Raw genomic sequence first — 24486 nt, 5'->3', positions numbered from 1 at the left:
CTTAGGTGTTCATCGACTCGAAGAATTCCGAGTTCGTCTTCGTCTGCTTCAACTTCGAGATCAGGAACTCGATCGCATCCGTCGTGCCCATCGGGTTCAGGATCCGGCGCAGGACGTAGGTCTTCTGCAGGTCCATCTTGTCGACCAGAAGGTCCTCTTTCCGGGTGCCGGACTTGAGGATGTCCATCGCCGGGAAGACACGCTTGTCGGCAACCTTGCGGTCCAGCACGATTTCGCTGTTACCCGTGCCCTTGAATTCTTCGAAGATGACTTCGTCCATCCGGCTGCCGGTGTCGATCAGGGCGGTGGCGATGATGGTCAGCGACCCGCCTTCCTCGATGTTCCGGGCAGCCCCGAAGAACCGCTTCGGGCGCTGCAGGGCGTTCGCGTCCACACCGCCGGTCAGCACCTTGCCCGAGGACGGAACCACGGTGTTGAAGGCGCGGCCCAGACGGGTGATCGAGTCGAGCAGGATCACCACGTCGCGCTTGTGTTCAACCAGGCGCTTGGCCTTCTCGATCACCATTTCCGCGACCGCGACGTGCCGCGTGGCCGGTTCGTCGAAGGTCGAGGCCACGACCTCGCCCTTCACCGTGCGCTGCATGTCGGTGACCTCCTCGGGGCGTTCGTCGATCAGAAGGACGATCAGATAGCACTCCGGATGGTTCGTCGCGATGGAATGGGCGATGTTCTGCAGAAGCACCGTCTTGCCGGTCCGCGGCGGGGCCACGATCAGCCCACGCTGGCCTTTCCCGATGGGCGAGACGAGGTCGATGATCCGGGCCGAGCGGTCCTTGATCGTCGGGTCCTCGACTTCCATCTTCAGCCGCTCGTCGGGATACAGCGGCGTCAGGTTGTCGAAGTGGACCTTGTGCTTGGCCTTTTCCGGATCGTCGAAGTTGATCTTCGTGGCCTTGGTCAGGCTGAAGTAGCGCTCGTTGTCCTGCGGGGCCTTGATGACACCCTCGATGGTGTCCCCGGTGCGAAGCGAGAACTGGCGGATCATTTCGGGCGAGACGTAGATGTCATCCGGACCCGGCAGGTAGTTCGCCTCGGGTGAGCGGAGGAACCCGAACCCGTCCTGCAGCACTTCCAGAACGCCGTCGCCGCCGATCTCCCAGCCTTCCTCGGCGTGCTCCTTCAGCAGCGAGAACATCATCTCGCCCTTGCGCATGGACGGGGCGTTCTCGATCTCCCACTCCTCGGCCATGGCCAGCAGATCGGCGGGGGTCTTCGCCTTCAGTTCGGCAAGATTCAAGCGTTCGACGTTCATGGAATACCTTTGGGCGGACCACGCCCGTCAGGGGGGTCTCAGCGGATTTGGGACGGGAGATGCATTGGGCCGGACGGCCCTGCGGCGCCCGTTTACACCGCTGCAACAGCCCGAGTCAATCTGGCAGACCGGGATCGGCTAACAGCGTCGCGCCGGGGGCCAAAAAGACCAGCCGGTTCTGCGGAAAATCCCACAGTGTCGGGGTATCGGCCAGAAACTTTGCCCCAAGCCGCAGAAAGTCGGACGGGCCACTGCGGCGGAAATCCATCGGACCACCCGCCACTACCAGCGACACTGTGATCGGTCCGAACTCGGTTTCCCCCAGCCGGATGGTGGACAGGTCCCAAATATCGGGCCCTCCGGTCAAAAGCCCTGACGCCACCAGCGCCTCTTGCGTCTCAGGTCGCAGATACAGCGTCCCGTTGTCGCCTGTATCGACATCGACCAGCATCGCCTGGTCACCGATCTGAACCGCCAAGGTCGGCTGCTCGCCCTTCCAGTAGGAAAAGACCACCTCGCCCCGAACATCTTCCGGGGTCAGCGCAAAGGTCCCCTCCCGCAGGATAACCAGCCGATTCCGCGCATAATCCACCAGGAACGGGTGCGGTTCTACGGCAGGAGAGCCGAGAAACCCCATGAAGCCTTCGCCAAAGCCAGCTTCGACAAAGCCGAAATCCCCGCTGACCACTTTTGCAGGCAAAGCCAGGACCTGACCGTCAACTTGCAGCTCCGGTGCGTCGTGCAGCATCACGATGATCGGCTGACCCGAGGCCGCATTCCCCCGCGCAACCTCTTGCCCCGCGGCAAGGTCGGCCGCATCGCGGTTCAGCATCGCGAGCTCGGGTGTGCCATTGTCCAGCATCATCTGGCCGGGCTGACCATTGATGCTCACCTCAAGCATCGGCTTGCCATCAACGACCGCAAAGGGAATGTCGCGCCGATCCTGCCCCTCGGGCAACAGGTCCGCAAAGGCGGGAGCGGCGCAGAGCGCCAGAAGACAGACCAGCCTCACCATCTTAGAATGACCGAGAAGACGATGACGACCATCAGCACGGTCGGTACCTCGTTCATCAGCCGGTAGGTCCGGCCATTCCGCGTGTTGGTCCCTGCCAGAAACTCTTTCCGGCGCAGGCCAAGCCAGTGGTGGAACCATGTCATCGCCAGCACGCTTGCGGCCTTGACCCAGGCCCAGGCGAAGGACCAATCCACCACCCCCGGCGTGAACACCAGCGCAAGGCCAAAGACCCAGGTCGCCACCATCGCCGGGTTCATGATCCCCCGCAGCAACCGACGCTCCATCGTCTGGAACATCTTGTCTGTCGGTGACCCGGCCTCGACCTGCTCCACATGGTAGACGAACAACCGCGGCAGGTAGAAAATCCCCGCCATCCACGAGATCACCGACACGATATGCAGGGACTTCGTCACCAGATACCAGTCGGCCAGAAAATCGCTGATCGTCTCAAGCATGGTCTCACCCGCTGCGCCTTGCGCCTTCTTCTATAAAGTTAAATGAAAAGAAAGAATGTTGATGATGTTGGGCCTGTGGAAAACGGGATTCTCCAGCCCATCCCCGGAACCGTCCACAAGGAGGAGGCTGGGGACAAATCAGGGAAAACCCGCGCCGGAAGGTGAATACTCCTGGAAAGTTATTTTCTATCAAATGCTTACATGAAGATCTCGCCGCACATAATCCACAGGCAGGCGCCGTCCCCACCCCGGGCACAACCTGTTTTCCCGTCCCGCGTGACAAACCTGCGCACAGCGGGATATCTCTGACCCAGTCGCTCTGGCAACCTTCCCCTGCCCACAAGACCGACCCAGGACCACCAGACGCCCCCATCGGGGACCCAGGAACAAACCGAGGATATGCACAGCCTTGCCCCAGCCCTTCATCCTCGCGTCCACCTCGCCAACCCGTCTCCAGATGCTCCGTGCCGCCAACCTGGATCCCATCGCCATCGCGCCAAGGGTCGATGAGGCCACCATCCGCGACGCACTCATCGCCGAAGGCGCCAGCCCCCGCGACATCGCCGATGCGCTGGCCGAGATGAAGGCCCGCAAGGTTGCCGAGAAACACCCCGAGGCGCTCGTCCTTGGCTGCGACCAGGTCCTCGCGCTCGACCGCCAGACCTTCGCAAAACCCAAAACCCCGGACGACGCTCGTGCCCAGCTGCGACAGCTTCGGGGCAAGACCCACAAGCTCCTCTCGGCCGCCGTCGCCTATGAAAACGCCGAACCCGTCTGGCGCCACGTCGCCGAGGCCCGGCTGACCATGCGCGATTTCTCCGACGCCTATCTGGACGACTACGTCACCCAAAACTGGGACTCCATTCGCCACTCCGTCGGTGGCTACAAGATCGAGGAGGAAGGCGTCCGCCTGTTCTCGTCGATCCAGGGTGACCATTTCACCATTCTTGGCCTGCCACTTTTACCCCTGTTGGCTTGGGCAGGCACAAAGGGCATGATCGCGCAATGACCGACCATCCCCGCATTCCGCTTGCCGCCGTCATCGGCCATCCGATTGCCCACAGCCGCAGCCCGGCGCTGCACAGCTACTGGCTGAAGCGCTACAACATCAAAGGGCACTATATCCCCATCGACATCGCCCCCGTCGATCTGCCCCGCCTCCTCCGCACTCTGCCGGAACTGGGGTTTGTCGGCTGCAACGTCACCATCCCGCACAAGGAGGCGATCCTGCAGATCGCCGATGTCGTCACCGACCGCGCCGCGCTGATCGGGGCCGCCAACACCCTGATCTTCCGCAAGGATGGCAAGATCCACGCCGACAACACCGACGGCTCGGGTTTCATTGCCAACCTTCGCCAGAACGCCCCGGACTGGAAACCCGCCTCCGGCCCCGCCGTCGTCCTTGGTGCTGGTGGGGCCGCCCGCGCCGTCGTCGCTGCTCTGATCGAGGTCGGTGTCCCTGCAATCCACCTTGCCAACCGCACGCGCGCCCGGGCCGACGCCATCCGCCAGGACTTCGGGGCGAAGATCCATGTCCACGAATGGGTGCAGGCCCCGAACCTTCTCGACGATGCGGTTACCGTCATCAACACCACCTCGCTCGGCATGACCGGCAAGGCCGAATTCCACGTCCCGATGCACCGCCTGAACCCGGGTGCCGTCTGCAACGACCTCGTCTATACCCCGCTCAAGACCCAGTTCCTGATCGAGGCCGAGGACCGCGGTGGCATCATTGTCGACGGGCTGGGTATGCTCCTCCACCAGGCCGCTCCCGGCTTTGAGCGCTGGTTCGGCGTCCGGCCCGAAGTCGATGACGCGGCCCGCAAGGCTGCCCTCGCAGCATGAGCTTTGTGCTGGGCCTCACCGGATCAATCGGCATGGGCAAGTCGACGACGGCCCGGATGTTCGCCGATAAGGGCATTCCGGTCTGGGATGCTGACGCGACCGTTCATCGGCTGTATGCCCCGGGCCAACCGGCGGCACTGACCATAGGCGCCCTCTTCCCTTCGGCCATTGACGCGGACGGCAGCGTGAACCGCGCAAACCTGCGCGCGCTGATCCAGGCTGATCCTACCGTGTTTGATCGCCTGAACACTGCCGTCCACCCTCTGGTCGCGGCCGACCGCGCGGCGTTCCTGATGGCGCATGACGCGGCGCCCATCGTCCTTCTCGACGTGCCGCTTTTGTACGAAATCTCGCTGGACCATGCCTGCGATGCCGTCGCCGTGGTGTCCGCCCCGGCCGAGGTGCAGCGTGACCGCGTCCTGTCCCGCGGCGCGATGACCGAGGCCGAGTTCGAAACGATCCTTGCCCGCCAGATGCCCGATGCCGAAAAGCGCAAGCGGGCCGATTACATCATTCCGACCACCAGCCTTGAAGCCGCCGAAACGGCGGTCAAGGATGTGCTGGCCGATATCCAGCGCCGGATTGCAGAGCATGCGTGAAATTGTTCTTGATACCGAAACCACCGGCTTTGAACCCGCCGAGGGCCACCGCATCGTTGAAATCGGCGCGGTCGAACTTTTCAACCATCTCCCCACCGGGCGCACCTACCACCAGTATATCAACCCTGAACGCGGCATGCCTCTCGGCGCGTTCGAGGTGCATGGCATTGGCCATGACATCCTTGAAACACCCGGCAAACCGGTCCCTGGCGGTGTGACACTGAAGGACAAGCCGGTTTTCGCCCGCATCGGACAGGCCTTTCTCGATTTCATCGGCGATGCGCAGCTTGTGATTCACAATGCTGCCTTCGACATGAAATTCCTCAATTTCGAACTGGAACGCTGTGGCCTGCCTGGCCTGCCCTTTAGCCGCGCGACCGACACTCTGGCCATCGCACGGACCAAGTTTCCCGGCTCGCCAGCTTCGCTCGATGCGCTTTGCCGCCGCTTTGCCATTGACAACTCGATGCGGGAAAAGCACGGCGCGCTTCTGGACAGCGAAATCCTGGCCGAAGTCTATCTGGAACTGATCGGCGGCCGGCAGCCCGACCTTGTGCTGGGCAGCGCCGCCCCCGCCCCTGCGCGCAGCGCCACGGGTGAAGCGATCACCTGGCGACCACGGCCGCGGCCAGAGCCCCTGCCGCCCCGCATCAACGAGGACGAACTTGCCGCCCATGCCGCGATGGTTGCCAAGCTGGGTGATGCCGCGATCTGGAAGAAGGACGTCTGACGGACGTCATACGGGAGCCGCCGCTGCAACCCGCGTCCCCTCTCCTCTTGGGGGAGAGGGTCAGGGTGAGGGGGCAGACCGCCTCACCCTGCGAAACGCCGCGTCAGTTGACGTTCTCGGTCGGAGCAGCCGAGGCCGCCTGTGCCTGCGCGCGCCGCGCAAGTTCCTGACGGTAAAGCGCCATGAAATCGACCGTGTCGATGTTCAGCGGCGGGAAGCCACCGTCACGCGTCAGGTCCGAGATGATCCGGCGGGCAAACGGGAACATCAGGCGCGGGCATTCGATCAGCAGGAACGGATGCAGCTGTTCCTCTGCCACGCCCTCGATGTGGAAGGTGCCGCCGTACTCCAGTTCCAGCAGGAACAGGACATCGCCGTTGACCTTGTTCTTCGAGGTCACCTTGTACTTGGTGATGACTTCAAACTGGTTGGCCACCGGGCGCTTGCGCGCATCAAGGCTGACCGCGACCTGGATGTCCGGCTGGACCTCTCCGGCGCTCAGGCCCTTCTGGACCACCATGTTCTCGAACGACATGTCGCGCACATACTGGGCCAGCACCTGCATCTTGATCTGGGCCGGTGCTTGGGCCGCTGCCGCTGCCGCGCCATTCCCTGCCGGGGTTTCGTCTGCCATATCCGGGTCTCCTTGGGCGGATTTGCCGCCTTCTATCAGGTCGGGGGCCTGCTCTCAATGCTGCGGTTGTGCGGGACGGAAATGGCCGACCCCAGGGGGTCGGCCAGGTGTTAATTTTCCGTATACGTCCGCGACCAACATTCTGATTTCATTTAGAATCCAGAAAATGTCCACCGTGGACAGATTGTGTCTCGGATCAGAGAATCTCGCTCATCTTCACGACCCGACCCTCGGCGACCGACTTCAGCGCCGCCTCGGCGAGCGCCAGGGCCAGCAACCCATCCTCCCCGGACGGAGAAGCCTGGGCCTTCCCCCCCATCGCATCGATGAAGGCCGCAATCTCGGCCGCATAGGCCTCGGTATAGCGGGTCATGAAGAAGTCATGCAGCGGCGGCCGGGTATACCCCGCACCCGTCGCGACCTCGATCGAAACCGGCCGCTGGTTCTCCGCCGCGACCGACCCTCCCGACCCGTGCACCTCGATCCGCTGGTCGTAGCCATAGGTCGCCCGACGCGAGTTCGAGATCACCGCCATCTTCCCTGTGGCCGTCTTCAGCATCACCTGAACGGAATCGCTGTCCCCCGCCTTGCCAATCGCCGGGTCCACCAGAACCGCCGCCATCGCCGAGACTTCGGACACTTCCTCCCCCAACAGGAAGCGGGCCATATCGAAGTCATGGATCGTCATGTCCCGGAAGATCCCGCCCGACCGCTTGATATAATCGACCGGCGGCGCACCCGGGTCGCGGCTGGTGATGACCACCATCTCCACCAATCCGATCGTCCCCTTGTCAATCTCGCCCCGGACCGCTTGGAAATGCGGGTCGAAGCGGCGGTTGAAGCCGACCATCAGAGTGCCCTTGTGGGCGCGGACGACCTCCAGGCACTGCTTCACGCGGGCCAGGCTCAGATCGATGGGCTTTTCACAGAACACGGCCTTCCCGGCCTTCACGAACTGCTCGATCAGATCGGCATGGGTATCCGTAGGCGTGCAGATCACCACCGCGTCGATATCCTTCGCCGCCGCGATGGCTTCGATGGTCCGCACGTCGCAGCCATACTGGTCCGCAATCGCCTGCGCCGCCGCAGGCATCGCATCCGACACCGCCACCAGCTTCGCGGCCGGGTTGCCCGTCACCGCCTTCGCATGAACCTTCCCGATGCGCCCCGCACCCAGAAGCCCGAACCTGATCGTCATCTTTCTCCTTACTCCGGGTAGGCCCCGGCGACGTTCTGATCGAAATCCACCAACGCGCCGGTCATCACGCCGGACGCGTCGGAAAGCAAGTAGCTGGCCAGCCCCGCGACATGGGCGGGTTTCACCAGCATTCCCATCGGCTGCCGCGCCTCGGCGGCCTGCAACCAGCCGTCCTGCGCGCCGTGAAACCGGCGCTGCGTCTCATCTTCGCCGGGGGTGTCCATCCAGCCGCAATTGATTCCGTTGACCCGGATGCGATGCCCCCGCAGGGCCTGAGCGGCGTTCTTGGTGATGTTCGCAAGGGCGGCCTTCGACGCCGAATAGGGCGCGAGGTAGGATTGGCCGCAGTGCACCACCATCGACAAGATGTTCACGGCACTGGCGGGATACTTCCCTGCTACCGCCAACTGGGCGAAGCGCTGCAAGCCGAAAAACGGCCCCCGCGTGTTCACCGCAATGTGCTTGTCGAAATCTGCGGGCGAACAATCGAGGATCGAGCCCCTTTCGGTCGTCGCCGCCGCGTTGACCAGCGCGGTCACCCGCCCGAACCGCGCCGCCGCATCGTCCACCACCGCGATGGCATCCTCGACGACCCCCATGTCGGCCCGCCGGAAATGTACGTCGACCCCAAGCGCCCGAAGGCGATGCACCGCCGCTTCGCCCTCGGCCACCCGTCTGCCCGCGACGACCAGCCGGGAGCATCCATCCGCCACCAGCGCCTCGGCAATCGCAAGGCCGAGCCCTTGAGTGCCGCCCGCGATGACGGCGATGGTATCCTTGTGGTCAGGCATAAGCCGCATCCGTTCCGCCTTTGACGCCAGTGATGTAGCTGACGATGTCATTCCCGTCTGTCTCATCCTTCCGCAGCGAGGCGACGATCCGACCGCGCCGGAAGACGACGATCCGGTCCACCAGATCGAAGACCTGCCGCAAGTTGTGGCTGATCAGGATCATCGGGATGCCCCGATCCTTCAGCCCCCGGATGATGTTCTCCACCTGAGCCGTCTCCTGCACCCCCAGCGCCGCCGTTGGTTCGTCCATGATGACGAGCTTTGACGCAAAGGCCGCCGTTCGCGCGATGGAGACGCACTGCCGCTGACCGCCCGACATGTTGCGGATCGGGTTGTCGACGTTGGGAATCTTCACCGCCGTGGTCTTCAAGGCCTCCAGCGTCCGGTCCCGCATCGTCTTGCGGTCCAGCCAGGAAAACGGCCCAAGCTTGAACTTGAAAAGCTCGCGCCCCAAGAACAGGTTCGAGGGCACGTCCAGATCGTCGGCCAGCGCCAAGGTCTGGAACACCGTCTCGATCCCGGCCTGCCGCGCCTCCAAAGGCCCCGCAAAACTTACCGGCTGACCATCGAAGATGATATCGCCGGAAGTCCGCTGCTCCACCGCCGTAACCTGGCGCACGAAAGTGGATTTCCCTGCGCCGTTGTCGCCCACCACTGCGACATGCTCGCCGTCGTGCAGGATGAAGTTGGCGTCTTCCAGCGCATGGACACCACCGTAGTGCTTGGTCAGGCCGCGGGTTTCCAGAATGATCTTCGACATGGCCGTTACCCCCGGGTCCGTTTGCGTTGACGCCACTGGTCCAGAACCACGGCGCCGACGATGATCGCGCCCTTCACCATCTCCTGGTAGTAGGCGTCCAGCTTGATCGAGGTGAAGCCCGAGATGATCACTGAGAAGATAGCGGCCCCCAGCACCGTGCCAAGAATCGACCCGCGCCCCCCGGCCAACGAAACGCCCCCGATCACCGCCATCGCAATGGCGTCGAGTTCGTACATTACCCCCATGCCCGCCTGTGCGGTCAGGTTCTTCGATGTGAGCAGCACCGCCGCCACTGCCGCCAGCAACCCGGCGATGGCATAGACCAGCACCTTGTGCCGATCGACGTTGATCCCCGACATCCGCGCGGCGGCCTCGTTCGAGCCGATGGCATAAGAGCGCTTGCCGTAAAGCGTGTAGGTCATGATGACGTGGAACAGGATCGCCAGCAGGACGAAGATCACGGCCGGGTTCTGGCCTTGCCAGGAGAGAAGGCCAAAGGTCATTCCGCCCAGAAGGTCGCCATTTGCCAGCGTCCCATAGGTTTCCGTCGGAAAGCTGACCGGCTGCCCGTTCGACCACCAGCGGGCGACGCCCCGGGCGCTGACCATGACGCCCAGCGTGGCGATGAAGGGCGGGATCTTGGTGTAGGCCACCAGCAAGCCGTTGATAAGCCCCGCGACCAGCCCGCAGGCCAGGCCCACGACAATCGGCACGATCACTGGCAGGTCCATCGCCCATTCCCCGAAGATCGCCTTCGGGTTCGGGTTGCCGTTGACCATCGCGGTCTGCGCGAAGCTCATCACGATCATTGCGGTCGCACCCACCACCGACCCCGAGGACAGGTCGATCCCGCCAATGATGATGACCTGCGTCACCCCCAAAGCGATGATTCCGATGATTGCGACCTGCAGGATCATGATGTCCAGTCGCTGCTGGTTGAAGATGGCGTCGACGTTGTCGCGCATGTTGAACAGGAACGACCCGCCCTGCAGCCGGTTCAGGATCTCGAAGATCAGGACGATCAGCACCAGCGCGCCGAATACGTTCCATTCAGGCGCGCGGGTGCGCTTTGCCGGATCGTATTTCAAGCCGCCCAGACCATGCGTTGCTTCTGCCACGTCGCCGTCCCTCCCCCAGGATGCAATCAGGTTGGCCGATGTTACCCCATCCGCGCCAGAAAAACGGGGCGACTGTCGCCAGCCGCCCCAAGGGTGCCCGGAAGGGGCGTCAGTTCTTCGACAGGTAGCCGTCGATGTTCGCGGGCGTCACCAGTTCGAACGGAATGTAGACCTTCTGGTCCACCGCCTCGCCCGCGGCGAGCTTCACCGCCGCATCCAGTGCGCCGCCACCCTGGGCAGCAGCGTTCTGGAACACGGTGATGTCCAGTTCCCCGGCCTGCATCGAGGCGAGCGCATCCTGCGTCGCATCCACGCCCGAGACGATGACCGAGCCCATGTCGATCCCCGCAGCCTTCATCGCCTGGATCGCACCCAGCGCCATCTCGTCGTTGTTGGCCAGAACGCCGTCGAATGCCGCGCCGGTCGACAGCCAGTTGGTCATCAGCGACTGGGCCTGATCCCGCGACCAGTTGGCGGTCTGCTGGTCGATCACGTTGACCTTCACGGCGCAGAGGCCCTCGTTGATGACGTCGGTGTAGTTCTGCGTGCGCTGGACGGCGGCCTGGTTCGACAGTTCACCCTGCATGACGTAGACGCTGACTTCTTCCTTGCCGGCAGCTTTCCACTGGTTGCACTGCTCGATGAATCCCTGGCGCGAGGATTCGGATTCGTTCGAGGCGACGAAGGCTTGGTTGTCGGGCAACGTGTCCACGTTGATTGGCTGGCGGTTCACATAGACCAGCGGTACGCCCGCAGCGGCCGCGGCATCCGACATCGCCTGAGTGGCCGAGGTGTCGACCGGGTTCACGATGATCGCGTCCACTCCGCTGGCGATGAAGTTGTTGATCTGGTCCAGCTGCTTGGCGACGTCGTTCTGCGCGTCCTCGATCTGCACCGAAAGGCCGGCGGCATCGGCCTGTTCCTGAATGCCGTTACGCAGAACGGTCAGGAAGTTGTCGTCGAACAGTGCCATCGACACGCCGATCCCTTCCGCCATTGCGGTGGTGCCCATCAGCGAAACGAGGCCTGCAGCAAGAAGCGTCTTTTTCATGTCTCTCTCCCTATTTGGATGTCCGGCGGCATCCTGAATTGTGCCGGAAAGACCCGTTTCCTCCCGGGTCAGATATCAGGCCGCGCGCGCGGCGAGGCCGGATCGGATGAATTCGAACGACTTGGCCAGTTCGGCGCCCGGATCGGTGTAGGCGTGCACCTCGGGTGAAAACGCCTCATAGCTGACCGGCCCGTTCCAGCCCGCCGCTTGCAGGGCGGCAATCTGCTCCACATTGCCCAGCCGGTCACCCTTGGTGACCAGCACGCGGTGCGGGTCGCGCATGTCGGACAGGCCCACCTCCTGGTCGACCACGCCCGAGACATGGACGATCCCGGTGTGTTCGGGGAAGAGCGGGCCGCCGTGCGCCAGCGTGTGGTGAAAGGTGTCATGCACCAGCTTGAACCGGCCCTTGCCACCGACCGCCTCGATCCCTTCCACCGCCTCGGATTTGTAGCGCAGCGCGCAGATCTCGAAGCCCAGCGGCTCCACCATCCCGACCAGCCCGTGGTCCTCCAGCATCGGCTTCAACGCCTTCAGCGCAACGCGTAGGTTCGCCTGCCGCTCGCCGTTGCCCATGCCCAGGTTGTCGTTGCGCGGGATGAGGCTGACGGCCTCGGCACCCGCAGCCCTGGCGATCTTCATCAGCGCCAACGCCTCGGCTTCCTTGTCCGCGGACCAGTCGTTGAAGCGCTTGACCTCGGCCACGGCCAGAAGGCGAAGGCCGTTGTCTCGGACGACGGCCCTTGCTTCGGCAGGATCCAATCCGTCAAACAGGGGCTGCGGCAGGTCGTTGCGGACTTCGATCCCGACGCAACCGAGCTTTGCCGACAGGGCAACGAGGTCGTGGAACGAAAGCCGCGCCACCGTCATGTGGTTCAATGCGAAGTGGATCACTCGTGGTCTCCCCAATCACGGCATTCGTGGTTGGCCGGACCATCCCCGAGACTCTCCCATCGCGTCAATCCGTCGCGGGGCGAAACCATCATTTCTGACGAAATGCCACGCACGAACGTGATTTGTTTTCGTCAGACGCTTTCAGGAAGGTAAAGGTCGGGCTGCAGGAAGTGCTGGCCCTGGACCGGGATCATTCCTCCATTGACGGCTTCTGTCGCCAGCCGGATGAGGTCCTCGCACAGTCGGGCAAGCGGAGTGGCGATGACCATCGTGACGTGCCGCCCGATCAAGGCGGCGCGGCTTTCAGGTGTCAGCTCGTTCACCACCAGTGCGACCTCGCCCGGCTGCCGCGCCTCGCGCACAGCGGCGATCGCGCCCTCCATACCGCCGCCAGCGCAGTAGATGCCGCGCAGGTCTGGGTGGCGTGACAGGAGATCCAGCGTCGCCTCATAGGTCAGCTGCCGGGTTTCCAGATTGATCAGGGTATCGAGCACCTGGAATTGCGGCGCGTGCTCACGGAAATAGCTGCGCACCCCGGTTTCGCGCAACTCGTGCCCGTGCCAGCGATAACCCCCGACGAAGACCGCAATCTTTCCGGCGTGATGAGCGGCCGTGGCGATCATGTGAGCAGCAATACGGCCAACCTTCAGGTTATTGAGCCCAAGGTAGTTTTGTCGGACGCCCTGGCCAAAATCGTTCAGCAGCGAAAAGCACGGTATGCCTTTCGCGTTCAGGCGCATCACCGCTTCGGTCACTTCGGGATGCGTGACGGCGGTCGCGGCGACAGCATCGACACGGCCCGCCATGCCTTCCATCAGTTCGGTGAAGTCCTTCGGCGACTGCGATGACGCGAAAGCCACCTGAAGCGAGGCGCGTACGCCGACTGCCTGTGTGACCGCGCGCTCGGCTTCGAGCCTGAACTGCTGATAGAAGGACTGCCTCTCCTTGTGCAGAACCAGCCCCAGCCGCAGGCGCGGCAAGTCGGCCTGAACCCGCTGCCCGATCAGCGGAGCGGCATGGTAGCCAATCAGGCGCGCAGCCTCATAGACCTTGCGGGCCGTCTCTTCCCGGACCTTTTCGCGGCCGTTCAGAACGCGGTCCACCGTGGCGCTGGAAACGCCTGCCTCTCGGGCGACATCATGAATTGTAGGTCGGTTGGCCATCGGTCTGACGAAAATCCATCATGCTCTGCCGGAATGATGATGGATCATGACGAAACCTGCAAGCAAGGCTATTGGAGATTTGCCCGGCCCCGACTTATCCACGGCACGAGGAGCCGGCCCTGGTCATCCAAGGCCAAGGAGGATGTGAACGAGATGAGCAAGCGGGACTACAGCCTTTTCGGCCCTGACGCCAAACGCGCCGTCGAAAGCGGTCTGACGGCGGCCGAGTGGTATCACACCGAGGTGCCGCGGAAGGTGATGAAGGACCTGATGGCGCGCAGCGACGGTCCGGCGATCCGCGACACGATGATCTACTACGGCAGCATGATCGTCCTGGCGGGAATCGGCATCGCACTTTGGCCCTCGCTCTGGTCAGTCCCGTTCTGGCTGGCCTACGGGGTCCTTTACGGCTCGGCTTCGGATTCGCGCTGGCATGAATGCGGCCACGGCACCGCGTTCAAGACGCCCTGGATGAATAATGTGGTCTACGAGATCGCCAGCTTCATGATCATGCGAAATTCGGCGACCTGGCGCTGGAGCCACGCGCGACATCATTCGGAGACCTACTTCGTCGGTCGTGACCCGGAGATTGCCGTGATGCGTCCGCCGGAGGTCGCAAAGCTGATCCTCAACTTCTTCGGTATCTTGGACGTCATCGCCTTTGTCCCACGCATCCTGCGCAACGCAATTTCTGGCCCCACGGCCGAAGAGCGCACCTACGTTCCCCAAAGCGAATGGGGCAAGGTCCAGCGTGTCGCCATCATCTACGTCGCGATCTATGCCGTCACGATCCTTGCGGCGGTCTTCTGGGGCTCGATCCTGCCCCTGATGGTGATCGGGCTGCCCCGGATGTACGGCGCATGGCATCACATCATGACTGGCTTGCTTCAGCACGGCGGGCTGGCGGACAACGTGATCGACCACCGGCTGAACAGCCGCACCGTGTACATGAACCCGATCTCACAGTTCATCTACTGGAACATGAACTACCACGTCGAACACCACATGTTCCCGATGGTCCCCTACCACGCTTTGCCGCGCCTGCATGAGGTCATCATGGGCGATCTACCGCCTCCGAACCGGTCCATCGTCGAGGCCTTTGCCGAGATGTGGCCCGCGATCAAGCGTCAGGTCATGAACGAGGACTACTTCGTCAAGCGAGACCTGCCTCCGACGGCAAGGCCCTACCGCGAGGATTTCCATCACTATGTTCCCGGGATGATGCAGCCCGGCGCCGCAGAATAGAGGACGGACCATGCCCTGGATTGACGCCTGCTCGACCGACGACATCGATGAAGAAGACCTGATCCGCTGGGATCATGGTGGAAAGACCTTTGCCATCTATCATTCGCCGGAAGGAGAGTTCTTTGCGACGGCAGGTCTGTGCACCCACGAGAACGTCCATCTGTGTGAGGGCTTGGTGATGGGTCACCTGATCGAATGCCCCAAGCACAACGGTCAGTTCGACTATCGCACGGGCGAAGCCAAGCGCGCCCCTGTCTGCGTGAACCTGCGGACCTTCCCGGTGAAGGTCGAAGGCGACCGCGTCTTTGTCGAGGTGGAGTGATGGCCCCACCTACCGTAAGGGACCTGATGGATGCCCGCGGCAAGCACCAGTTTGCGATGCTGCGGGTCGAGACGCTGGAGGAGGCAGAGGCTGCCGCGAAGGCTGGGGTCGAGCTTCTGTCGGTTCCCCCTTCGATGGTGATGGACCGTCGCTTCCGCGACGTGGCTCCGGATGCCTTCGCCTTCCCCGGCGACAATTTCTACGAGATCGGCGGGACGGATGATTTCCTGCGCTGGGCCTTTCCGCTGTTCAAGCACGGAGCCGATGGCTTCTACTGTTCGGGTTCGCTGGCCACCGTCCGCGCGATGGCGGACCACGGTCTGCCGGTCTGTGGTCATGTGGGGCTGATCCCGTCAAAGCGGACCTGGACCGGCGGATTCAAGGCGGTGGGCAAGACCTTGGAAACCGCGCAACTTGTCTGGAACCAGTGCGTGGCGCTGGAACAGGCGGGGGCCTTTGCGGTCGAGATCGAGGTGGTGCCACATTCCATCACGCAGGCGATTGCGGAACGGACGAGCCTGTTTCTGATCTCGATGGGTGCCGGTGCGGCGGGTCACGCACAGTATCTGTTCAGCGACGATGTGCTGGGACAGAACCGCGGGCGGGTGCCGAGACATGCGAAGGTCTATGCCGACTTTGCTGCCGAGCATGACCGGCTGCAGACCCTGCGGATCGATGCGATGAGCCGCTTTGCAGCCGATGTTCACGCGGGCGACTATCCTGCCCCGCAGTATCTGGTGGACTGCGAGTCCGATGTTGTCGAAGCCTTCCGTGACTGGCTGGACAGGTCAGCCTGACGGGATAGCCGTCCGGAGGGCTGCCTTGATGCTGTCGACCAGGCGTTGCGCTGCGGGAGTCAGTTGTGACCCGATGCGGGTAACCAGGCTGAATGGTGCAACTGTCAGGCCGAGGTCGATTGGCAGTGACACGAACGGGACCGAAGGGTTGCCGGACAGGCTGTCGACCACGGGGGTTGCCAGAGGGGCGATGGCGTCGGTCTGGTTCAAGATCGCCAGAGTGAAGAGGAAAGACGAGGTCGATATGCGGCGGTTGGGAACTGGCATGCCGATCTCGGCCAGACGGGACATCACGGTCTGCGTCAACAGCGTTTCGTCGTCGCCCATGACCCAATCATACTGAAGAAGGTCTGCGGCGGTGATCTTGGGCCGCACCAGAAGGGGGTGGCCGCGGCGGACGACCAACGACAGAGGCTCGGTGGCCATCACGTCCGCGTCGAGCTGGGTTTCCCCGGCGGGAACGCGCGCCAGGGCGAAGTCCAGCCGTCCGTCCCGCAACAAGTCGCACAGGTTGATCGAAGTCGCGACGGTTACCTCGGCCCGGAAATCGGGAAGGTTCTTCTGCATGGCGGTCAAGGTCGGCAAGATGAGGCTGAGTGCGGGGCCCGTCACCGCGCCGACGCGAACGATGCCCGCCCGTCCGGTCGCAGCTTCGGCCACTTCCTGCGCGGCGTCGAACAGCTCCATCTCGATCCGGGCGGCCCGGCGTGCCAGAGCTGCACCCACATGGGTCAGTCGCAACCCCCGTCCCTGACGCTCATGCAGGCTGAGGCCGAGGGCGGCTTCCATCTCTGCCAGGAGTCGAGAGGCGGCTGGCTGCGCAATGCCGATCTTGCTGGCCGCTGCGCCGAGGGCGCCTTCTTCGGCCAAATGGGCGAGCAGGCGCAACTGAACGGGCTTCAGGCGGCGAAGCTGGGTCATAAGGGCGGAGGCTGTCGGAATCATGGCGATTCTGTTATGAAAAGACATCCAAGACCTATTTGACAGGTATGGGTCTTCTGCGCAATGTGCGCTTCGTCCGTAAGCAAGGGCCGTGTCAACGTGCTCAATGCGGATGCAAACCAAATATCATCGGGAGGAAACAGATGATTTTGACCCGTCGCGGCCTAATGGCCCTTGCCGGAACCACCGCCGCCCTTTCCGCCTTGCCGGCCTTTGCCCAGGACAAGGGCGCTGTCGGCATTGCGATGCCGACCAAATCCTCTTCGCGCTGGATTTCGGACGGTGAGTCGATGGTGAAGGCCTTCACCGAAGCCGGCTACACTGCGGACCTGCAGTATGCCGAGGACGACATCCCGACGCAGCTTGCCCAGATCGAGAACATGATCACCTCGGGCGTCAAGGCGCTGGTCATCGCGGCCATCGACGGCACGACGCTGTCGAACGCGCTGGACAACGCTGCCGCGCAGGGCATCAAGGTCATCGCCTACGACCGTCTGATCCGCGACTCGGGCTCGGTCGACTACTATGCGACCTTCGACAACTTCAAGGTCGGCGTGCAGCAGGCGGAATCGCTGGTTGTCGGTCTGAAAGAGCGCTTTGCCGACGTGAAGCCGTGGAACGTCGAACTGTTCGGCGGCTCGCCCGACGACAACAACGCTTTCTTCTTCTACAACGGCGCGATGTCGGTTCTTCAGCCGATGATCGACAGCGGCGAGATCGCCATCCCGTCGGGCCAGATGGGCATGGACGTGGTCGGCACCCTGCGTTGGGACGGCGCGGTGGCGCAGGCCCGGATGGATAACCTTCTGTCGTCGAACTATGGCGACAAGGCGCTGCACGGCGCGCTGTCGCCCTATGACGGGCTGTCCATCGGCATTCTGTCGTCGCTGAAGGGCGTGGGCTACGGCTCGGGCGACCTGAAGATGCCGATCGTCACCGGTCAGGACGCCGAGATCCCCTCGGTCAAGTCGATGATCGCAGGCGAGCAGTATTCGACCGTGTTCAAGGACACCCGCGAACTGGCCAAGGTCACCGTCAAGATGGTGGACGCGGTCCTTGCAGGCGGCGAGCCGGAAATCAACGACACCGAAACCTACGACAACGGTGTGAAGGTTGTTCCGTCCTACCTTCTGGAACCCGTCTCGGTGAACATCTCGAACTACGAAGAAATCCTCGTGGGTTCGGGCTACTACACTGCGGACCAGCTGAAGTAAGCTGAGCCGAAGGGCCTGCCTGCGCCGCTCCCGCGCAGGCGGGTTCCCTTGGGGGAGGGAACATGTCGACACTTCTGGAAATGCGGGAGATCAGCAAGATCTTCCCGGGCGTCAAGGCACTGGACCGGGTCAGCCTGAACGTCGAAGCCGGAGAGATCCATGCGATCTGCGGCGAAAATGGCGCCGGAAAGTCCACGCTGATGAAGGTCCTGTCGGGTGTGTACCCGCATGGCAGCTATGACGGCGAAATCATCTATGACGGCCAGCCTCTGCACAATCGCGGCATCCGCGACAGCGAGGAAAAGGGCATCATCATCATTCACCAGGAACTTGCGCTGATCCCGCTGCTGTCGATCGCCGAGAACCTGTTCATGGGCAACGAGGTCGCGGCGAAGGGCGTGATTTCGTGGCCCCTCGCGATGCAGAAGACCGGAAACCTGCTGCGGCAGGTCGGCCTGAACGAACCCCCCAGCGCCATCGTCGGCAAACTGGGTGTCGGAAAGCAGCAGCTGATCGAGATCGCCAAGGCTCTGTCGAAGAACGTTCGCCTTCTGATCCTGGACGAACCGACCGCCGCCTTGCAGGAAGCTGACGCCGACCGTCTTCTGGACCTGATGCTGGAGCTGAAGGCCCAGGGCGTTACGCAGATCATCATCAGCCACAAGCTGAACGAGATCTCCCGTGTGGCCGACCGGATCACCGTGATCCGTGACGGCACCTCGGTGTCCACCCTGTCCAAGGCCGAGATTTCCGAAGACCGTATCATCCGCGACATGGTCGGCCGCGACATGGCGCACCGCTATCCAGAGCGCACCTTTAACCCGGGTGAGGTGCTGTTCGAGGTGGAGAACTGGTCCTGCTGGCACCCCGAACAGGCGGGACGCCAGATGATAAAGGGCGTGTCGCTGAATGTCCGCAAGGGCGAGATCGTCGGGATCGCCGGACTGATGGGGACCGGGCGAACCGAGCTGGCGATGTCGATCTTTGGCCGCAGTTACGGAAAGAGCCACGCGGGCAGCGTGCGGATGCACGGGAAGCCGGTCGATGTCTCGACGGTCACGAAAGCGATCGCTGCCGGAATCTCCTACGTCACCGAGGACCGCAAGGCGCTGGGCCTTATCCTGGAAGAGCCGATCCTCAAGAACATCAGCCTGGCAAACCTGGTCGGGATTGCGCGCCGGTCGATCCTGGACAAGCGGCGCGAGGCCCAGGTAGCAGAGGGCTATCGCACCCAACTTGCGATCCGGACCCCCGGCGTGCAGCAGAAGGTCGTGAACCTGTCCGGCGGCAACCAGCAGAAGGTCGTGCTGTCGAAGTGGCTGTTCACCGACCCGCAGCTTCTGATCCTGGACGAACCGACCCGCGGCATCGACGTCGGTGCGAAGTTCGAAACCTACACGATCATGAAGGATCTCGCGGAACAGGGACGCGGGGTGCTGATGATTTCGTCGGAAATGCCCGAGCTGCTGGGCATGTGTGACCGGATCTATGTGATGAACGAAGGTCGGATCGTGGGTGAACTGACGCGCGAGGAAGCAAGCCAAGAAAAGATCATGGCTATGATCGTGCGGGACGTCGGCAAGGGGAAGGTGGCGTGATGGCGGACAAGCAAAGTTCTTTGGGGGGGCATCTGCGCGAGAATGGAATGCTGCTGGCGCTGGTCGCCATCGTGGCGCTGTTCTCGGTGCTGGTTGCAATGCAGGGCAAGCCGATGTTCCTGCAGGCGCCGAACATCACCAACATCTTCCTGCAGAACGGCCACGTCATCATCCTGGCGCTTGGGATGCTTCTCATCATCGTCTCCGGGCATATCGACCTGTCCGTCGGGTCGGTGGCCGCGTTCACCGGTGCGGTGGCTGCATGGCTGACTGTCGATCTGGATTTGCCAGTCTACGCTGTTATTCCGCTTACGCTGATCGTTGGAGGCCTGATCGGGGCTGCGCAGGGCTATTGGGTGGCCTATTGGCGCATCCCGAGCTTTATCGTGACGCTGGCCGGGATGCTGGTCTTCCGAGGCGCGACGCTTTGGCTTTTGGGCGGGCAGAACATCGGCCCGTTCCCGAAAGAGTTCCAGGCGATGTCCTCGGGCTTCATTCCTGACCTTACCGGCCTGATGAAACCGCATGGCCTGACCCTCATCATCGGCGCGGTTGCCATCGCAGTTGTTGTCTGGATCGGCCTGCGATCCAGGCAGCGCGACGCTGAGTTCGGCATCATCCCGGAACCGTCGGGCCTGTTCTGGGGACGCACGCTGATTATCGCCGCAGCCATGGCCTTTGTCGGCTGGCAGCTTGCAAGCTTCCGTGGCCTGCCGAACGTGCTGGTGGTTCTGGCGGTGCTGATCGTGCTGTACGCCTTTTTCACCGAGAATACGGTGCAAGGGCGGCGCATTTACGCAGTGGGCGGGAATGAAAAGGCGGCCAAACTATCGGGGATCAACACCGAACGGCTCGTCTTCGCCTGTTTCGTCAACATGGGCGTCCTGGCCGCGCTCGCCGGCATGATGGTGACGGCACGCCTGAACTCGGCAACTCCGAAAGCCGGGACAGGGTTTGAACTGGACGCCATTGCGGCCGTCTTCATCGGCGGCGCCTCGATGACCGGCGGGTCGGGCAAGATCATCGGCGTGGTGATCGGGGCTCTGATCATGGGCGTGATGAACATGGGCATGTCGATCCTGGGCGTCGGCATCGACTATCAGCAGATGATCAAGGGTCTGGTGCTTCTGCTTGCCGTGATCTTCGACGTCTACAACAAGAACAAGTGAGGCTGGCGATGTTGCATCTTTCTACCGTGAAGGGCGTGGGCGTGGTCGTTCGCCAGTCGGGCGAAGCGCGCGTCCTGCGGAACACAGGGTCGGTCTATGAACTGGCCACTGCAGCGATCGCCTCTGGCCAGGGTCTAGCCGCCGAGGTCTCGCGCCGTGAGCTTGGCGAGACGGTCGACCTGTCCCGGGCCGAGTTCGAGCTTCCGGTCAGTCACCCTGATCCGGCCCACCTTCACCTGACCGGAACCGGGCTGACCCACCTTGGCAGTGCCTCTGCTCGCGATGCGATGCACGCAAAGCTTGCGGGCGCAGAGACCCTGACCGACAGCATGAAGATGTTCCGGATGGGGCTGGAGGGTGGTCGGCCGGCTGCCGGTGAGGTCGGTGCGCAGCCGGAATGGTTCTACAAGGGCAACGGATATGCTGCCGTTGCGCCCGGCGCAGCGCTTGAGGCCCCCGGATTTGCAGAGGACGGGGGTGAGGAGCCGGAACTTGCGGGCATCTACCTGATCGGACCCGACGGCACCCCGCACCGCATCGGCTGGGCGCTGGGCAACGAGTTTTCGGATCACGTCACCGAGCGGGTGAACTACCTGTGGCTGGCACATTCGAAGCTGCGGGTCGCGTCCTATGGTCCGGAGATTCTGGTCGGCGACCTGCCAGCTGATGTCAGGGGCACCAGCGCCATCATTCGCGGTGGAAAGACGCTGTGGGAAAAGCCCTTCCTGTCAGGCGACGCGAACATGTCGCACAGCTTTGCCAACCTGGAACACCACCACTTCAAGTACGACATCTTCCGCCAGCCCGGGGACCTGCATGTGCACTACTTCGGCACGGCAACCCTGTCCTTTGCGGACGGGATCAAGACCGAGAACGGAGATGTCTTCGAGATTTCGGTGCCCGACTTCGGTCAACCGCTTCGCAATACTCTGACGTTTGCGCCCAAGACCAAGGGCCTGACGCAAGTTCGCCCGCTGTAAGGAGCTTTGGCCATGTCAAAATTCACGCCCGCCCCGTGGCCCCGCAAGCTCCGTTCGCAGGAATGGTTCGCTGGCACGTCAAAAGATGCGATCTACCATCGCAGCTGGATGAAGAACCAGGGCCTTCCCGCCGACCTGTTCGACGGCCGCCCGGTGATCGGCATCCTCAACACCTTCTCCGAACTCAACCCCTGCAATGCCCATCTGAACGACCTGGCCGAGCGGGTGAAGCACGGGGTCTACGAGGCTGGCGGTTTCCCGGTCATCGTCCCGGTCTTCTCGGTTTCGGAATCCGGCTTCCGCCCCACGGCAATGATGTTCCGCAACCTCGCAGCTATGGCGGTCGAGGAAACCATTCGTGGCCAGCAGATGGACGGCGTTGTGTGCCTGGTCGGCTGCGACAAGACCACGCCTTCGCTTCTGATGGGCGCGGCTTCGGTCGACCTGCCGACGATCATGGTCTCTGGCGGCCCGATGCTGAACGGCTATTACCGGGGTGAACGGGTTGGCTCGGGCACACATCTCTGGAAGTTCTCCGAAGCCGTCAAGGCCGGTGAAATGACCGCAGAGGAATTCGTCGAAGCCGAAGCCTCGATGTCCCGTTCGCCCGGGTCGTGCAATACGATGGGCACGGCCTCGACCATGGCCAGCATGGTCGAGGCACTGGGGATGACCTTGTCCGGCAACGCCGCGATCCCGGCCGTCGACTCACGCCGCCGCGTCATGGCGCACCTCACCGGCCGCCGCATCGTGCAGATGGTGAAGGACGACCTGAAGCCGTCGGACATCCTGAAGCGGGAAGCCTTCCAGAACGCCATCCGCGCCAATGCGGCCATCGGCGGCTCGACCAACGCCGTGATCCACCTCCTCGCCATCGCGGGCCGTTGTGGCATTGACCTCACCCTGAACGACTGGGACGAATGGGGCCGCAATGTCCCGACCATCGTCAACCTGATGCCGTCGGGCAAATACCTGATGGAGGAGTTCTTCTACGCCGGTGGCCTGCCTGCGGTCATCAAGCGGCTGGGTGAGGCGGGCCTTCTGAACAAGGACGCGCTTACCGTCTCCGGCGGCGGTGTCTGGGATGAGGTCAAGGACGTCCGCAGCCACAATGACGACGTGATCCTTCCAGCCGAAAAAGCCCTCACCCAGTCGGGCGGCATCGTCGTCGTCAAAGGCAACCTCGCGCCCGATGGCGCGGTTCTGAAACCTTCTGCCGCTACCCCGGCCCTGATGCAGCACCGGGGCCGCGCCGTCGTGTTCGAAGACATCGACGACTACAAGGCGAAGATCGAGGACGAGAGCCTGGACATCGACGAGACCTGCGTGATGGTCCTGAAGAACTGCGGACCGCGCGGCTATCCCGGCATGGCCGAGGTCGGCAACATGGGCCTGCCGCCAAAGGTCCTGCGCAAGGGGATCACGGACATGGTCAGGATCAGCGACGCGCGCATGTCCGGTACTGCCTATGGCACCGTTGTCCTGCATACCTCGCCCGAAGCCGCGCGGGGTGGCCCGCTGGCCGTGGTCCGCAACGGGGACATGATCGAACTGGATGTGGCGAACCGCCGGCTGCACCTCGACATCTCCGACGAAGAACTGAAGACCCGTCTTGCAGCGTGGAAACCCGCCGTTGAACCGCCATCGGGCGGCTATGCCAAGCTGTACCACGACCACGTCCAGGGCGCTGACCGGGGGGCTGACATGGACTTTCTGGTTGGCTGCCGTGGCAACGCCGTCGCGCGGGAGAGCCACTGATGGCCGGGAAGACCAAGGTCGCGCTTGTCGGGATCGGCAAGATCGCCCTCGACCAGCATGTCCCCGCGATTGCGGCCAGCGCCGACTGGGAGCTTGCGGCGACCGTAAGCCGCAAGGGCAGCGTGTCTGGGGTGCCTGCCTTTACCGACTTCGCGGCCTTTCTGGCGGAGCGTTCCGACATCCCGGTCGTCTCGCTGTGCATGCCGCCGGTTCCGCGCTTTGACTACGCAAAGGCGGCCCTGTTGGCCGGGCGACATGTGATCCTTGAAAAGCCGCCCGGAGCCACTTTGGCCGAAGTTCATGAGTTGCAGGCGATCGCCAGCCAGAGCGGACTGTCCCTGTTTGCCACCTGGCACAGCCGGATGGCGCATGCCGTCGCCCCGGCAAAGGCCTGGCTGCGGGGTGCGACCGTGAAGCAGGCCCACATAACCTGGCGCGAGGATGTGCGGAAATGGCACCCAGGCCAAGACTGGGTCTTCGAGCCAGGTGGAATGGGGGTCTTCGATCCAGGCATCAACGCGCTGTCAATTCTGACCGAGATCCTGCCGCAGCCTGTCCACCTGACCAAGGCTCGGCTGGAGTTTCCCGAGAACCGCCAGACACCTATCGCGGCACAGCTGACCTTCAGCGGCAACGTTACTGCAGATTTCGATTGGCGGCAGGAAGGGCCCCAGACCTGGGATATCGCCGTCAGCACTGACAAGGGCGAGCTCGCCCTTCGCATGGGCGGGAATGTCCTTGAAATCAACGGTGAAGCCACGGCGGGCGAGAATTCGATCATGGGTGAGTACCCGTCCCTTTATGCCCGCATGGCCGAACTGGTTCGCGTCCGTGCGTCCGATGTTGATCTGTCGCCCATGGTCCACGTTGCGGATGCGCTGACCCTGGGCTCACGCATTACGACTGCAGCCTTTCATTTCTGACCCAAGACGGCG

Annotated in this window: 25 protein-coding genes; 13 read left to right on the top strand and 12 right to left on the bottom strand. The window is 63.0% G+C overall.

Annotated elements, in window-relative coordinates; all coding sequences use genetic code 11:
* Position 1: 1 nt before the first annotated feature.
* The 3 genes from rho to E8M84_RS01495 all read right to left on the bottom strand — a co-directional run bounded on the left by rho (position 2) and on the right by E8M84_RS01495 (position 2743).
* Positions 2-1273 carry a transcription termination factor Rho gene (gene rho / locus E8M84_RS01505; RefSeq protein ID WP_137109408.1) on the bottom strand — a complete coding sequence of 424 codons (1272 nt, stop codon included), beginning with the start codon at positions 1271-1273 and terminating at the stop codon, positions 2-4.
* Between the two features lie 115 nt (positions 1274-1388).
* On the bottom strand, positions 1389-2288 hold the full coding sequence (locus E8M84_RS01500; protein WP_137109407.1) for a hypothetical protein: 900 nt from the start codon (positions 2286-2288) through the stop codon (positions 1389-1391).
* Positions 2282-2743, bottom strand: coding sequence for a CopD family protein (locus tag E8M84_RS01495; RefSeq protein ID WP_137109406.1), 462 nt, complete (start codon positions 2741-2743; stop codon positions 2282-2284). Before E8M84_RS01495 ends, E8M84_RS01500 begins: the two co-directional genes overlap by 7 nt.
* Positions 2744-3152: 409 nt before the next feature.
* On the opposite strand from E8M84_RS01495, the gene E8M84_RS01490 reads away from it, so the two are divergent.
* Genes E8M84_RS01490 through dnaQ form a run of 4 tightly spaced genes read left to right on the top strand, consistent with a single transcriptional unit; the run spans position 3153 to position 5917 of the window.
* Positions 3153-3752, top strand: a complete 600-nt coding sequence (locus tag E8M84_RS01490) for a nucleoside triphosphate pyrophosphatase (protein ID WP_137109405.1) — start codon at positions 3153-3155, stop codon at positions 3750-3752.
* Positions 3749-4588, top strand: coding sequence for a shikimate dehydrogenase (locus tag E8M84_RS01485; protein ID WP_137109404.1), 840 nt, complete (start codon positions 3749-3751; stop codon positions 4586-4588). The genes E8M84_RS01490 and E8M84_RS01485 overlap by 4 nt, the downstream gene beginning before the upstream one ends.
* Positions 4585-5187 (top strand): dephospho-CoA kinase, encoded by a 603-nt coding sequence (gene coaE / locus E8M84_RS01480; protein ID WP_137109403.1) that lies wholly within the window; start codon positions 4585-4587, stop codon positions 5185-5187. The genes E8M84_RS01485 and coaE overlap by 4 nt, the downstream gene beginning before the upstream one ends.
* Positions 5180-5917 carry a DNA polymerase III subunit epsilon gene (gene dnaQ, locus E8M84_RS01475; RefSeq protein ID WP_137109402.1) on the top strand — a complete coding sequence of 246 codons (738 nt, stop codon included), beginning with the start codon at positions 5180-5182 and terminating at the stop codon, positions 5915-5917. Before coaE ends, dnaQ begins: the two co-directional genes overlap by 8 nt.
* 103 nt (positions 5918-6020) lie before the next feature.
* Here dnaQ and secB read toward each other — a convergent pair whose 3' ends face one another.
* From secB to E8M84_RS01435, 8 genes are all read right to left on the bottom strand, one after another.
* A complete protein-coding gene (gene secB, locus E8M84_RS01470) occupies positions 6021-6551 on the bottom strand; it encodes a protein-export chaperone SecB (protein WP_137109401.1) in 531 nt (176 codons plus the stop codon).
* Between the two features lie 196 nt (positions 6552-6747).
* Complete coding sequence (gene iolG, locus E8M84_RS01465) at positions 6748-7749, bottom strand: inositol 2-dehydrogenase (protein ID WP_137109400.1); 1002 nt, start codon at positions 7747-7749, stop codon at positions 6748-6750.
* Positions 7750-7757: 8 nt separating this feature from the next.
* Positions 7758-8540, bottom strand: a complete 783-nt coding sequence (locus E8M84_RS01460) for an SDR family oxidoreductase (protein WP_137109399.1) — start codon at positions 8538-8540, stop codon at positions 7758-7760.
* Complete coding sequence (locus E8M84_RS01455; protein ID WP_137109398.1) at positions 8533-9300, bottom strand: ATP-binding cassette domain-containing protein; 768 nt, start codon at positions 9298-9300, stop codon at positions 8533-8535. The genes E8M84_RS01460 and E8M84_RS01455 overlap by 8 nt, the downstream gene beginning before the upstream one ends.
* A gap of 5 nt (positions 9301-9305) precedes the next feature.
* A complete protein-coding gene (locus tag E8M84_RS01450; protein ID WP_137109397.1) occupies positions 9306-10418 on the bottom strand; it encodes an ABC transporter permease in 1113 nt (370 codons plus the stop codon).
* A gap of 109 nt (positions 10419-10527) precedes the next feature.
* On the bottom strand, positions 10528-11469 hold the full coding sequence (locus E8M84_RS01445) for a substrate-binding domain-containing protein (RefSeq protein ID WP_137109396.1): 942 nt from the start codon (positions 11467-11469) through the stop codon (positions 10528-10530).
* Between the two features lie 75 nt (positions 11470-11544).
* Positions 11545-12363 carry a TIM barrel protein gene (locus E8M84_RS01440; protein WP_240790257.1) on the bottom strand — a complete coding sequence of 273 codons (819 nt, stop codon included), beginning with the start codon at positions 12361-12363 and terminating at the stop codon, positions 11545-11547.
* Between the two features lie 131 nt (positions 12364-12494).
* Positions 12495-13526, bottom strand: a complete 1032-nt coding sequence (locus E8M84_RS01435; RefSeq protein ID WP_137109395.1) for a LacI family DNA-binding transcriptional regulator — start codon at positions 13524-13526, stop codon at positions 12495-12497.
* A gap of 153 nt (positions 13527-13679) precedes the next feature.
* On the opposite strand from E8M84_RS01435, the gene E8M84_RS01430 reads away from it, so the two are divergent.
* Genes E8M84_RS01430 through E8M84_RS01420 form a run of 3 tightly spaced genes read left to right on the top strand, consistent with a single transcriptional unit; the run spans position 13680 to position 15890 of the window.
* Positions 13680-14771 (top strand): fatty acid desaturase family protein, encoded by a 1092-nt coding sequence (locus E8M84_RS01430; RefSeq protein ID WP_137109394.1) that lies wholly within the window; start codon positions 13680-13682, stop codon positions 14769-14771.
* Positions 14772-14781: 10 nt separating this feature from the next.
* A complete protein-coding gene (locus E8M84_RS01425; protein WP_137109393.1) occupies positions 14782-15093 on the top strand; it encodes a MocE family 2Fe-2S type ferredoxin in 312 nt (103 codons plus the stop codon).
* Positions 15093-15890 (top strand): 3-methyl-2-oxobutanoate hydroxymethyltransferase, encoded by a 798-nt coding sequence (locus tag E8M84_RS01420; protein WP_137109392.1) that lies wholly within the window; start codon positions 15093-15095, stop codon positions 15888-15890. Before E8M84_RS01425 ends, E8M84_RS01420 begins: the two co-directional genes overlap by 1 nt.
* On the opposite strand, the gene E8M84_RS01415 is transcribed toward E8M84_RS01420, so the two are convergent.
* Positions 15882-16811 (bottom strand): LysR family transcriptional regulator, encoded by a 930-nt coding sequence (locus E8M84_RS01415; RefSeq protein ID WP_170971818.1) that lies wholly within the window; start codon positions 16809-16811, stop codon positions 15882-15884. The two genes, E8M84_RS01420 and E8M84_RS01415, sit on opposite strands and share 9 nt — an antisense overlap.
* A gap of 188 nt (positions 16812-16999) precedes the next feature.
* Here E8M84_RS01415 and chvE point away from each other — a divergent pair, with 188 nt between their 5' ends.
* From chvE to E8M84_RS01385, 6 genes are all read left to right on the top strand, one after another.
* A complete protein-coding gene (gene chvE / locus E8M84_RS01410) occupies positions 17000-18046 on the top strand; it encodes a multiple monosaccharide ABC transporter substrate-binding protein (protein WP_240790321.1) in 1047 nt (348 codons plus the stop codon).
* A 62-nt stretch (positions 18047-18108) separates the two neighbouring features.
* Positions 18109-19644 carry a multiple monosaccharide ABC transporter ATP-binding protein gene (mmsA, locus tag E8M84_RS01405; protein WP_137109389.1) on the top strand — a complete coding sequence of 512 codons (1536 nt, stop codon included), beginning with the start codon at positions 18109-18111 and terminating at the stop codon, positions 19642-19644.
* Positions 19644-20813 (top strand): multiple monosaccharide ABC transporter permease, encoded by a 1170-nt coding sequence (mmsB, locus tag E8M84_RS01400; RefSeq protein ID WP_137109388.1) that lies wholly within the window; start codon positions 19644-19646, stop codon positions 20811-20813. Before mmsA ends, mmsB begins: the two co-directional genes overlap by 1 nt.
* Before the next feature lie 8 nt (positions 20814-20821).
* Complete coding sequence (gene araD1 / locus E8M84_RS01395) at positions 20822-21793, top strand: AraD1 family protein (protein WP_137109387.1); 972 nt, start codon at positions 20822-20824, stop codon at positions 21791-21793.
* A 12-nt stretch (positions 21794-21805) separates the two neighbouring features.
* Entirely contained in the window at positions 21806-23551 is a 1746-nt protein-coding gene (araD, locus tag E8M84_RS01390; RefSeq protein ID WP_137109386.1) for an L-arabinonate dehydratase, read from the top strand.
* On the top strand, positions 23551-24474 hold the full coding sequence (locus tag E8M84_RS01385) for a Gfo/Idh/MocA family protein (RefSeq protein ID WP_137109385.1): 924 nt from the start codon (positions 23551-23553) through the stop codon (positions 24472-24474). The genes araD and E8M84_RS01385 overlap by 1 nt, the downstream gene beginning before the upstream one ends.
* The last annotated feature ends 12 nt before the right edge of the window (positions 24475-24486 follow it).

Origin of the sequence: Rhodobacter sp. SY28-1, assembly GCF_005222785.1 — a bacterium.
GTDB lineage: Bacteria > Pseudomonadota > Alphaproteobacteria > Rhodobacterales > Rhodobacteraceae > Tabrizicola.
Note: the sequence above shows the minus strand (reverse complement) of the source record. Positions and strands in the feature narration are given on the sequence as shown.

Bases quoted from the DNA above. Each gene is read 5' to 3' on its own strand.
- rho (WP_137109408.1), bottom strand. From the start codon at position 1,273: ATGAACGTCGAACGCTTGAATCTTGCCGAACTGAAGGCGAAGACCCCC.
- E8M84_RS01500 (WP_137109407.1), bottom strand. From the start codon at position 2,288: ATGGTGAGGCTGGTCTGTCTTCTGGCGCTCTGCGCCGCTCCCGCCTTT.
- E8M84_RS01495 (WP_137109406.1), bottom strand. From the start codon at position 2,743: ATGCTTGAGACGATCAGCGATTTTCTGGCCGACTGGTATCTGGTGACG.
- E8M84_RS01485 (WP_137109404.1), top strand. From the start codon at position 3,749: ATGACCGACCATCCCCGCATTCCGCTTGCCGCCGTCATCGGCCATCCG.
- coaE (WP_137109403.1), top strand. From the start codon at position 4,585: ATGAGCTTTGTGCTGGGCCTCACCGGATCAATCGGCATGGGCAAGTCG.
- dnaQ (WP_137109402.1), top strand. From the start codon at position 5,180: ATGCGTGAAATTGTTCTTGATACCGAAACCACCGGCTTTGAACCCGCC.
- secB (WP_137109401.1), bottom strand. From the start codon at position 6,551: ATGGCAGACGAAACCCCGGCAGGGAATGGCGCGGCAGCGGCAGCGGCC.
- iolG (WP_137109400.1), bottom strand. From the start codon at position 7,749: ATGACGATCAGGTTCGGGCTTCTGGGTGCGGGGCGCATCGGGAAGGTT.
- E8M84_RS01460 (WP_137109399.1), bottom strand. From the start codon at position 8,540: ATGCCTGACCACAAGGATACCATCGCCGTCATCGCGGGCGGCACTCAA.
- E8M84_RS01455 (WP_137109398.1), bottom strand. From the start codon at position 9,300: ATGTCGAAGATCATTCTGGAAACCCGCGGCCTGACCAAGCACTACGGT.
- E8M84_RS01445 (WP_137109396.1), bottom strand. From the start codon at position 11,469: ATGAAAAAGACGCTTCTTGCTGCAGGCCTCGTTTCGCTGATGGGCACC.
- E8M84_RS01435 (WP_137109395.1), bottom strand. From the start codon at position 13,526: ATGGCCAACCGACCTACAATTCATGATGTCGCCCGAGAGGCAGGCGTT.
- E8M84_RS01430 (WP_137109394.1), top strand. From the start codon at position 13,680: ATGAGCAAGCGGGACTACAGCCTTTTCGGCCCTGACGCCAAACGCGCC.
- E8M84_RS01425 (WP_137109393.1), top strand. From the start codon at position 14,782: ATGCCCTGGATTGACGCCTGCTCGACCGACGACATCGATGAAGAAGAC.
- E8M84_RS01420 (WP_137109392.1), top strand. From the start codon at position 15,093: ATGGCCCCACCTACCGTAAGGGACCTGATGGATGCCCGCGGCAAGCAC.
- E8M84_RS01415 (WP_170971818.1), bottom strand. From the start codon at position 16,811: ATGACCCAGCTTCGCCGCCTGAAGCCCGTTCAGTTGCGCCTGCTCGCC.
- chvE (WP_240790321.1), top strand. From the start codon at position 17,000: ATGGCCCTTGCCGGAACCACCGCCGCCCTTTCCGCCTTGCCGGCCTTT.
- mmsA (WP_137109389.1), top strand. From the start codon at position 18,109: ATGTCGACACTTCTGGAAATGCGGGAGATCAGCAAGATCTTCCCGGGC.
- mmsB (WP_137109388.1), top strand. From the start codon at position 19,644: ATGGCGGACAAGCAAAGTTCTTTGGGGGGGCATCTGCGCGAGAATGGA.
- araD1 (WP_137109387.1), top strand. From the start codon at position 20,822: ATGTTGCATCTTTCTACCGTGAAGGGCGTGGGCGTGGTCGTTCGCCAG.
- araD (WP_137109386.1), top strand. From the start codon at position 21,806: ATGTCAAAATTCACGCCCGCCCCGTGGCCCCGCAAGCTCCGTTCGCAG.
- E8M84_RS01385 (WP_137109385.1), top strand. From the start codon at position 23,551: ATGGCCGGGAAGACCAAGGTCGCGCTTGTCGGGATCGGCAAGATCGCC.